Genomic DNA, 1134 nt, shown 5'->3' on the forward strand with positions numbered 1-1134 from the left:
CGCTCGCAACGTGCTGGACTTCCTCAAGCTGGTCGTCGACAAGCACGGCGCGTTCACGCTCAACCTCGAAGACGATATCGTCGCCGCCTGCCTGATGACGGGACGCAAGCAAGCGGCGCTGGCCGGCTGATTCAAAGGAGACCTCAATGGAAATGGTTAGCCACACGGTGATCAACCTGATCATCTTTGTCCTGGCGATCTACGTGGGCTACCACGTGGTCTGGACCGTTACCCCCGCGCTGCATACGCCGTTGATGGCGGTGACCAATGCAATCTCGGCCATCATCATCGTTGGCGCCATGCTGGCCGCCGGCCTGACCGAGGGCTATGTTGGCCGCGCAATGGGCACGCTGGCGGTAGCGCTGGCGGCGGTCAATGTGTTCGGCGGCTTCCTGGTCACCCAGCGCATGCTGGAGATGTTCAGGAAGAAGGCACCCAAGGCGCAGACTGAAGCAAAGGGGCAGCCTGGCGGCAAACTGTCGGAGGTAGCGCAATGAACGGCCTGTCGATGAATCTGGTGACGCTGTCTTACCTGGGCGCGTCCGTCTGCTTTATCCAGGCGCTCAAGGGGCTGTCCCACCCGACCACCGCGCGGCGCGGCAATGGCTTCGGCATGGCCGGCATGGCGGTGGCGGCACTCACCACGGTGGCGCTGATCTTCAAGCTGAAGAGCGAGCTGCTGTCCGGCGGGGCGGACGCATCAGCGCCCGGCACCGGCCTGGCGCTGATACTGGCCGCGCTGGTGGTGGGCGGCGGCATCGGCGCCTACGTGGCCAGGAAAGTGCAGATGACCAAGATGCCCGAGCTGGTGGCGGCGATGCACTCGCTGATCGGCCTGGCGGCAGTGTTTATTTCGGTGGCGGCAGTGGCGGAGCCCGCCGCGTTCGGCATCACGGCTGCCGGTTCGCGTGATATCCCGCTCGGCAACCGGATCGAGCTGTTCATTGGCTGCTTTGTCGGCGCCATCACGTTCTCGGGCTCGGTGATCGCCTTCGGCAAGCTGGCCGGGCGCTACAAGTTCCGCCTGTTCCAGGGCGCACCGGTGGTGTTCGCCGGCCAGCACTGGCTGAACCTGCTGCTCGCGGTGGCGATGGTCGGTTTCGGCATCGCCTTCTTCCTGACACAGGCGTGGGA

The 1134-nt window shown here is 64.8% G+C and carries 2 protein-coding genes and 1 pseudogene; all 3 read left to right on the plus strand.

Translation table 11 applies throughout. The features are described from left to right. Positions 1-130: pseudogene (locus tag MKD50_RS30405) on the plus strand (NAD(P)(+) transhydrogenase (Re/Si-specific) subunit alpha); the annotation flags it as partial. 16 nt (positions 131-146) lie between these two features. Continuing rightward, complete coding sequence (locus tag MKD50_RS30410; RefSeq protein WP_252669762.1) at positions 147-497, plus strand: NAD(P) transhydrogenase subunit alpha part 2; 351 nt, start codon at positions 147-149, stop codon at positions 495-497. Continuing rightward, positions 494-1134, plus strand: a 641-nt coding sequence (locus MKD50_RS30415; RefSeq protein WP_252669763.1) for an NAD(P)(+) transhydrogenase (Re/Si-specific) subunit beta, incomplete at its 3' end; no start/stop codon positions are given. The genes MKD50_RS30410 and MKD50_RS30415, both read left to right, overlap by 4 nt.

The sequence above is a fragment of the Cupriavidus mimosae genome (assembly GCF_023952485.1).
Lineage (GTDB): Bacteria > Pseudomonadota > Gammaproteobacteria > Burkholderiales > Burkholderiaceae > Cupriavidus > Cupriavidus taiwanensis_C.

What these genes read in the sequence shown, in the direction of transcription:
- MKD50_RS30410 (WP_252669762.1), top strand. Translation starts at nt 147, where the DNA reads ATGGAAATGGTTAGCCACACGGTGATCAACCTGATCATCTTTGTCCTG.